Annotated in this window: 8 protein-coding genes; 3 read left to right on the top strand and 5 right to left on the bottom strand. The window is 73.0% G+C overall.

Features of this window, described 5'->3' with window-relative positions; all coding sequences use genetic code 11:
- Window positions 1-271: 271 nt before the first annotated feature.
- On the bottom strand, window positions 272-493 hold the full coding sequence (locus tag AC08OT_RS16755; protein ID WP_476593959.1) for a hypothetical protein: 222 nt from the start codon (window positions 491-493) through the stop codon (window positions 272-274).
- Between AC08OT_RS16755 and AC08OT_RS16750 the strand changes: the two genes are divergently transcribed.
- The gene (locus AC08OT_RS16750; RefSeq protein WP_476593960.1) at window positions 450-1,376 is read left to right on the top strand and encodes a cation diffusion facilitator family transporter; all 927 of its coding nucleotides are present in this window, start codon (window positions 450-452) and stop codon (window positions 1,374-1,376) included. The two genes, AC08OT_RS16755 and AC08OT_RS16750, sit on opposite strands and share 44 nt — an antisense overlap.
- On the opposite strand, the gene fabG is transcribed toward AC08OT_RS16750, so the two are convergent.
- Complete coding sequence (gene fabG, locus AC08OT_RS16745) at window positions 1,322-2,038, bottom strand: 3-oxoacyl-ACP reductase FabG (protein WP_476593958.1); 717 nt, start codon at window positions 2,036-2,038, stop codon at window positions 1,322-1,324. The genes AC08OT_RS16750 and fabG overlap by 55 nt on opposite strands.
- Window positions 2,039-2,257: 219 nt before the next feature.
- Here fabG and AC08OT_RS16740 point away from each other — a divergent pair, with 219 nt between their 5' ends.
- Both AC08OT_RS16740 and AC08OT_RS16735 read left to right on the top strand, forming a co-directional pair.
- Entirely contained in the window at window positions 2,258-2,551 is a 294-nt protein-coding gene (locus AC08OT_RS16740; RefSeq protein WP_476593957.1) for a DUF167 domain-containing protein, read from the top strand.
- A 563-nt stretch (window positions 2,552-3,114) separates the two neighbouring features.
- Window positions 3,115-5,625: a pyruvate dehydrogenase gene (locus tag AC08OT_RS16735; RefSeq protein WP_476593956.1), complete on the top strand. Its 2,511-nt coding sequence runs from the start codon at window positions 3,115-3,117 to the stop codon at window positions 5,623-5,625.
- A 94-nt stretch (window positions 5,626-5,719) separates the two neighbouring features.
- Here AC08OT_RS16735 and fabI read toward each other — a convergent pair whose 3' ends face one another.
- The 3 genes from fabI to AC08OT_RS16720 all read right to left on the bottom strand — a co-directional run bounded on the left by fabI (window position 5,720) and on the right by AC08OT_RS16720 (window position 8,302).
- The gene (gene fabI / locus AC08OT_RS16730; protein ID WP_476593955.1) at window positions 5,720-6,493 is read right to left on the bottom strand and encodes an enoyl-ACP reductase FabI; all 774 of its coding nucleotides are present in this window, start codon (window positions 6,491-6,493) and stop codon (window positions 5,720-5,722) included.
- 110 nt (window positions 6,494-6,603) lie between these two features.
- Window positions 6,604-7,791: a cation:proton antiporter gene (locus AC08OT_RS16725; RefSeq protein WP_476593954.1), complete on the bottom strand. Its 1,188-nt coding sequence runs from the start codon at window positions 7,789-7,791 to the stop codon at window positions 6,604-6,606.
- A gap of 28 nt (window positions 7,792-7,819) precedes the next feature.
- Window positions 7,820-8,302: a cation:proton antiporter regulatory subunit gene (locus AC08OT_RS16720; RefSeq protein ID WP_476593953.1), complete on the bottom strand. Its 483-nt coding sequence runs from the start codon at window positions 8,300-8,302 to the stop codon at window positions 7,820-7,822.
- Between the last annotated feature and the right edge of the window lie 100 nt (window positions 8,303-8,402).

The raw sequence follows: 8,402 nt of genomic DNA, 5'->3' as shown, positions 1-8,402 counted from the left end.
AGACCTAGGAGCTGGGCACAGACGAGCAACCGAACCGGCACCAGCGGCCCGCGGTACGCACCGGGACGCAGGTGCGATGGGATGGCAGCTGCCACCATGCCGCACTGATCGTTTTCGTCTATCGTCGCGGAACATGAACAGCGGCCACGAGCATGAGCTCCCCACCCATGGCCACGCCCACGGGCACGGGTATCATCACGGCGGGCACCCGCACGGCGGACGGCATGACCACCACGCGAGCGGGCGGTGGGCGCGGCTTCGTCACGGCCTGTCAGACCTGGCCGGAGGGCACAGCCACGATCCGGCGGACCAGATCGACGACGCGTTGGAAGCCGACACCGCCGGCCGCCGCGCCCTCCTGATCAGCCTGGCCGGTCTCGGGCTGACCGCCGCCCTGCAAGCCGCCGTCGTGGCACTGTCCGGATCCGGTCGCGCTCCTCGGCGACACCCTGCACAACGTCGCCGACGCGCTCACCGCGGTCCCCCTGCTCATCGCCTTCACCGTGGCGCGCCGCCCGGCCACCGCCCGGTTCACCTACGGCTACGGCCGCGCCGAGGACCTCGCCGGCCTCGCCGTCCTCGCGATGATCGCCCTGTCGAGTGCGCTCGCCGGCTGGGCCGCGATCGACCGCCTCCTGCACCCCCAGCGTGTCGACCATCTGGGAGCGGTCGCCGCGGCCGGGCTCGTCGGCTTCCTCGGCAACGAGATCGTCGCCCGCTACCGCATCAGGGTCGGCCATCAGATCGGCTCCGCCGCCCTCGTCGCCGACGGCCTACACGCCCGCACCGACGGTCTCACCAGCCTCGCGGTGCTCCTCGGCGCCGCCGGTGTCGCGGTGGGCTGGCACTGGGCCGACCCCGCCATCGGCCTGGCGATCCTCGGCGTCCTACGCTCCGCCGCCCGCGTCGTCGGGGCCCGGCTCATGGACGCCGTCGACCCCGCCGTGGTCGCCGAAGCCACCAGGGCACTCCTGCATACCGAGGGCATCGAGGCCGTCCGCGAGCTGCGGCTGCGCTGGATCGGCCACACCCTGTGCGCCGAAGCCGACGTCACCGTCGATGCGCACCTGACCCTGACCGCCGCTCACGACCTCGCCCACGCCGCCGAAGCCCACCTGCTACGCCGCATCCGCCGCCACCATCCACACCAGCCCCGCCCACCACCACGACGGTCCCCTAAGCCGCAATGCCGATCACACTCGATCACGGTGCCGCCGAAGCGGTGCTCAGTGCCCCGTGCTCAACTCAGTGCCCCATGCTCAGCCCGGTGCCCCGTGCTCAACTCAGTGCCCCATGCTCAGCCCGGTGCCCCGTGCTCAACTCAGTGCCCCATGCTCAGCCCGCCGTCCACGGGGATCAGCGCACCGTTGATGTAACCGGCCTGCGGGGAGGCGAGGAAGGCGACGAGGGCTGCGACGTCCTCGGCTTCACCCATGCGGCCACCGGGGACGCTGGCGGTGAGCTGCTCCCGCTGCGCCTCGGTCAGCGCGTCGGTCATGTCGGTCCGGATCGGCCCCGGAGCGACCACATTCGAGGTGATGTTGCGCGGAGCCAGCTCGCGGGCGAGGGAACGGGCGAAGCCGATCAGGCCGGCCTTGGACGCCGCGTAGTTGGACTGGCCGGGGCCGCCGACGGAGGCGACGACGGAGGAGATGAAGATGAGCCGACCCCGGCGCAGCCGCATCATCGGCCGGGAGGCACGCTTGGCCACCCGGTAGGCGCCGAGCAGGTTCGTGTCCACGACCTCCTGGAACGCGTCCTCGCTCATCGTCGCCAGCAGGGTGTCCCGCACGATGCCGGCGTTGGACACCACGATCTCCACCGGCCCGAGCTCGGCTTCGACCTCCATGAACGCCTTGTCGACGCTCTCGCTGTTGGCGACGTCCAGACGGACGCCCAGCATCCCCTCGGGGGCGGTGCCCCCGCGGCTGGCGACCGCGACCCGCTCACCCGCGGCCGCCAGGGCGGCGGCGCAGGCGGCGCCGATCCCCCGATTACCACCTGTTACCAGTGCGACACGACCCTCATTTGCGCCCATGGGTCGGATGGTAGCGGCCACCGCGTCGAATCCCGGTGTCCGCCGACGATGACGCCTCAACCGCCGACCGGCATCGGCTTGGCCACCCTCGCGATCCTCCCTGGTGCCGCCCCGAACCGGTCACGCGAACCGGTCACGCGAGCGGGATGGTCGACACAGGTGGAACGATCCGGGCGGGATGGTCGCTCGGGCGGGACGATCCGGGGGGACGATGCGCGCATGCGTCTGATGATCCGAGTTCAGCCGGGCGCCGGGCGGACCGCGGTGGGCGGCCGGCGCGAGGACCCGCTGCACGGCCCGCTGCTGGTCGTCCGGGTCACCGAGCCGGCCGTTGACGGCCGGGCCACCGAAGCCGCCCTGCGGGCCCTGTGCGCGGCACTGCGGGTGCGCCGGGGAGACGTCCGGCTGGTCCGCGGCGCGACCAGCCGAGTCAAGGCCGTCGAGGTCGAGGTGGCACCGGTCGACGAGCCCGCGCTCCGGATCCGGATCGACGAGCTCGGCCGGGACGGCTGACCGCCGGGGCGGCAGTCCTGGCACGGCAGTCCCGCCGCGACAGTCCTGGCACGGCAGTCCCGGCATCACCGGGCTGACGCACGACGGCCAACGCCACCGCGATGGAACGCGGATGCTGAAATGGTACGGCCACCGTGGTGAAGGTGGGATACCGACGCGGACACACCATGTGACGGCGGCGGGCACCGCCGATCCGGCCGGCGGCGCAACCTCCGACCGGCACCGCACCACCGCACGTCCGGACTTTGGGAGGTCGGAGTCGTGGGACGTAGGCCGGTCATGCGCAGGCCCGATGTCAGACCGGTGGAGGCGGCGCACACGCGCTCCGGCCGGGGGGAAATGATCATTACGCCAGACGGCGCCGCGGGGCCGGTCCCGGCCCGGTCCGTGGATCCGCCCGCGCCGGGGACCGACGGCCGGGTCACACACGACGACCAGACCGACGACCGGGCCCGCGAACACCGGGTCACCCACGAACACCGGGTCACCCGCGACGACCGGGCCGAGGGCGGTCCGCCGGGAGCCGCCAGCCCCCGACCGGACCGACGAACGGAGACGACGTCGTGGGAACCCAGACCTCGCCGGCCGCGGCCCAGGCCATCCCCGGGCCCCCAGACCCGGCCATGCCGGGGCCGCCCGGTGGCGTACTCGACCTCGCCGCGCTGGCCGCCGTGGAACGGCGGCTGCGGAGCGTCGCGGCCCGGATCATCGACGGGGACGAACGCGCCGGGCAGCGGTCCGCGGTCGCCGCCGAGTCGGAACGGGCGGCCGTGGCCTCGGTGTCGAGCATCGCCACGGTACTGTGGTTCGACGCTCTGCGCGCCGAGGACCGCGTCAGTGTGACTCCACGCGCCGCCCCGCTGATCCATGCCGTCCATCACGTCCTGGCGCACGCCAGGCCGACGGCTGAGGAAACGACGGCCGAGGAGACGGCGGCCGCATCACCCGTCCCCGCCGTCTACCGGCTCCCCCAGGCCCGGCCGGGTGAGATCCGTCCGAACGGGGTCCGTTCCGGGCCCGATGGTCGGCCGTTGCGTGCCCTCGGCGCCGGCAACATCGGACCGAGCGGGACGGTCTGGGCGGCGTTGGCCCGCCGTTATGCCGGGGAACGCTTCGACCGGACTCCCCAGGGTCGGCAAATCTGTCTGATCGACTACTCCGAGCTGCACGACCCGACCGTCTGGGAAACAATCACCGATGAGCGGATCGCCCATCTCGGCGAGCTGTTCTGGGTGGTGACGGTGTCCGGCTCCGCGCCGGCCGGACCGGTCGGCGGCATCGGCAAGCCCGCCCGCGCGGCGCGCATGTTCGAAGCCGCCGGTTGGCAGGTGCTCACCGTCCGATACGGACGCGTCCTCGAGGCGCTCTTCCGGGCCCCCGGCGGTCACGCGCTTCGCAACCGCCTCGACCAGCTCCCGATGGGCGAGTACCGCGCGCTGCTGCAGGCCCACGGAGCCGACCTGCGCCGCCGCCTCGCCGGGCCCGGCGCGTCCGGCGCCGGCATCAGCCGCCTGCTGGACACCCTTACCGATGACGAGATCCATGCCTGCCTGCGCGATCTCGGTGGCCACGACCTCCCCCTGCTGATCGACGCCTTCGATGAAGTCGCGGCGGACCGGCCCACGGTCCTGTTCGCCTACACCAGCGACGAGCTCGCCCGAGAGGAGCGCTCCCACGGCGAACAGATCCACAGCGAACAGATCCACAGCGGACGGACCGCCGACCACGCGTCCGCGGCCCCGTCCGCCGGACCGGGCACGGCGCCGGCCGCCGGCGGTGGCACCCGCCCGGCTCTCCCGCCGGGAGACGACGCCGCGGCCCACCGCCTCGCCCAGCACGTCGCCGGTTACCTGGACCGGGTGCCGGTGCCGCTCGGCGCGGCCCCACCCGTGCCGACCGACTCCGACCACCGCTTCCCGGCATGGATCTCCACCCAGGAGGCGTTCGGCGAGATGCTGCGGGACCTACCCCGGCTCGCGCCCCAGGCGGCCGCCGCGGTGCTGACCATCAGCACGCGCAACGCCGACCCCGTCCTCGCCGGCTGGCTGGCCGCGGCGGACCGGACCGACGGGGACCAACCGGGCCGGCATGTGGCCGGAGGCCTGTCGGCCACGGCCTTCGGCGGGGTGCTGGCCTCACTGGGAGTGGCCTGGAGCCGCCAGGGTCTGCCGCTGCTGCCCGTCGGAGTCGCCGACGAGGTGGCGGTCGGACGGGTACTGCCCGGCTGGATGGCCGGCGCCACCGCGGACGCCCGATCGATGCTCGCCGTGGCGGACACCGGTCTCGACCCGGTCGTCCGCAACCTGGCCTGGAACGGTGGCAACGTCGTCCCCGCCCCGGTGGCCGCGACGTGGGAACCGGCCTTCGCGCACGATCTCGCCTGGTGCCTGCTGGCCGGCCTCGGCGGGCTGGCCCGCCTCGACGGCACCTCCTGCGTGATCCGGCTCTCCGCCCGCCCGGTCGATCAGCGCCTCGCCGAGGTCCCCGTGGACGCGCTGGAACGGCACCGACGCCGGGCCCTGGTCCTCGCCGGAGGGTACCGGCTCCACGAGGGCGGCCCCGACGCCGCGCTCACCCTTGTCGGGATGGGTACGGTCATGCCGGAGGTGCTGCACGCCGCGGCGGAGCTACGCGCCGGCCTCGGCCGAGAGATCACGGTCGTGTGCGTGACCTCCCCGAACGCGATGTTCCACGCGCTGCAGGCCCGGCGCGGGTTGGCCGAGGGTTCCGACGCCCTGCTCACCGAGGTGTTCCCCGCGGACCGGCGCACCCCGATCGTAACGGTGGTCGACGGGGACCCCCGTGCCCTGAGTTTCCTCGCCGGCGTCCACGGAGATCCCATCTCCGCCCTCGGTTCGAGCGCGCCACTGCCGGAGGCCTCCGGGCCGCCGGGAGGGCCGCCGGGGGACACCGACCCGGGCTCATCGACCTCCGGCGCCGCCGGCCACGCCGGCAGCGGCAACCTCGCCCGGCGGGACACGGCCTCGTCGCGGGACCGCCGTCGCCGCCCACCGGTGGAGCTGGACACGATCGTCGGAACGGCACTGGACCTGCTGGACGAGACAGCCGGCTGATCCGGGCCAGACCCACCACACCCGGGCCCCGGGACCCCGGCCGCGCCCTGACCCCGACGGCCAGCTGCGCCCTGCCCCCGACGGCCAGCCGCGCTCAGACCCCGACGGCGTGCACGCCGCCGTCGACGTGGACGATCTCGCCGGTGGTGGCCGGGAACCAGTCCGAGAGCAGCGCCACGCAGGCCTGGGCGGCCGGCGCAGTGTCGTGGACGCTCCAGCCAAGCGGCGCCCGGCCGTCCCAGATCTCCTCGAACTGGCTGAAGCCCGGGATGCTCTTGGCCGCCATGGTCCGCAGCGGGCCGGCCGCGACGAGGTTCACCCGCACGCCCCGGGATCCCAGATCACGGGCGAGGTAGCGGGTGGCGGAGGCGAGGCCGGCCTTCGCCACGCCCATCCAGTCGTACGACGGCCAGGCGACGGACGCGTCGAAGTCCAGGCCGACGATCGACGCCTTCTCAGCGAACAACGGTAGGGCGGCCCGGGTGAGCGACGCCAGCGACCAGGTGGAGATCTGCAGGGCGGTGCCGACCTCGGACCAGGCCGCCTCGACGAACGGCTTCCCACCGAGCACCGATTCGGGTGCGAACCCGATCGCGTGCAGCACGCCGTCCAGGCCGTCGACATGTTCGAGCACCTGCCCGGCCAGCCCCGCGAGATGCTCTTCGTCGGTGACGTCCAACTCGACGACGGGCGCCGGGGTGGGCAGTCTCTTGGCGATGCGGCGGGTCAGCGACAGCCCCCGCCCGAATCCGCTGAGGACCACCGCCGCACCCTGCTCCTGGGCGATGCGGGCGACGCTGAATGCGATCGAGGCTTCCGTGAGAACCCCGGTGACGAGAACGCGCTTACCTTCGAGAAGTCCGCTCATGGGCTGCATACTCCCAAACATCGCCGTCCCGGTAACGACACCGCCGCCGGGAAGTCGCCCCCGCCGTCAGCGGCGGGTGCCGTCGCCCGCCCACCGTTGCCCGCTCGGCGCTAGGGCGACCGGGCGGCCTGCAGCCGCCGAGCCGTGCGGATCACCGATTCGACGAACCGGGCCGCCAGCGGGCCGAGGACGGCCATCAGCAGCACGTAACAGGCGGCAAGCGGGCCCAGCCGGGGTTCGAGGCCGGCCGCCACCGCGAGGCCCGCGATGACGATCGAGAACTCGCCGCGTGCGACGAGGGCGGCCCCGGCCCGGAACCGGCCCATGGTCCCGATTCCCGCCGAGCGGGCGGCCCACCATCCCGTCATGACCTTTGTCGCGACTCCGGCGATCGCGAGCAGGGACCCGGTGAGCAGCGCCGGAGGGATCTCGGCGGGATCGGTCTGCATGCCGAAGAAGACGAAGAAGACCGCCGCGAACAGATCGCGCAGCGGCCGCAGGACCTCCTCGGCACCCTCGGCGACCGGTCCGGACAGGGCGATGCCGACGAGGAACGCACCCACCGCGGCCGACACCTGCATACGCTGGGCGACCCCGGCGACGAGCAGGGCCAGCCCCAGGGCCCGGAGCAGCAGGATCTCGTCGTTGCGGTGGGCCTTCGGGTTGAAGACCAGCCGGGTGACCTTCTCGCTGTGCCGCAGCGCGATGTAGAGCACCGCCACCAGGACTCCGAGCGCGATCGCCACGGTCAGCGATCCGCGCACGAACGTGTGATGGGCCAGCAACGCGGTGAGAACCGGCAGGTACACCGCCATGGCGAGGTCCTCGAGCACGAGGACGGACAGGACGACTGGCGTCTCCCGGTTACCGAGCCGCCCGAGGTCCCCCAGCACCTTCGCGATGATCCCCGAGGAGGAGATGGCCGTCACCCCACCCAGGACGACCGCCGCCGTCGGGCCCCAGCCGAGGAGGAACGCGGCGACGACCCCGGGAGTGGCGTTGAGCGCCAGGTCGAGCACCCCGGCCGGCGCCTGTCTGCGCAGCCCGGACAGCAGCTCGTCGGCGGTGTACTCCAGACCGAGGGTAAGCAGCAGGAGGACGACCCCGATCTCCGCGCCGACCCCGATGAACTCCTCGCTGCCACCGAGCGGCAGCAGGCCACCCCGGCCGAACGCCAGCCCACCCACCAGGTACAGGGGAATCGGTGAGACACTGATGCGCAGCGCGAGGTGCCCGAGGACTCCTAGGCAAAACAGAATCCCGCCGAGCTCGAGGAAGGTCGTCGCGGTGGAGTGCACGCGGTCCCGACTGCCCTCCCTGCCCGTGTCAGCCGTTGCGGAGCAACATACCGACGGATGCGGTGTTCTCCGGCGTACCGACGACAACAACGACGTCTCCGGCCTCGAACCGGAAGTCCGGCCGCGGGGAGGCGAGCACCTGCTGGTCGCGGACGACCGCGACGATGGAGGCGCCGGTGCGGGTGCGGGCCTGGGTATCCCCGAGCTCGCGGCCCACGTAGGGCGAGCCGGGCAGGATCGCGATCTGCTCACCGACGAGCCCGGCGAAGGCACGGTTGAGGTCAGCGAGCTTCTCGACGATGCGCGGGGCACCGAGCAGCTCGGAGAGCACGTCGCTCTCCTCCGGCGTCAGCGCGATGGACTCACGCGAGGCGTCCGGGTCGTCCGCATCATAGATCACGAGGTCCCGGCGCCCGTGATGGTGGGACACGACTCCGAGCCGGCGGCCGTTGCGCGTCGCGAAGTCGTGCCGCAGCCCGATGCCAGGCAGCGCGGTCTCCTCGATCTCCACAGCAACCTCTCCGGCGCTCCGATAGCCTGCCTTCCCAGGAAGGCCCAAGTGACCAGCCCCATCACACAATAGTCAACCAGCCGCAACCGCGCCTCGTTCT

Source organism: Frankia sp. CgJB1, from assembly GCF_977947065.1.
This window is presented reverse-complemented; position numbering and strand designations above follow the sequence as displayed.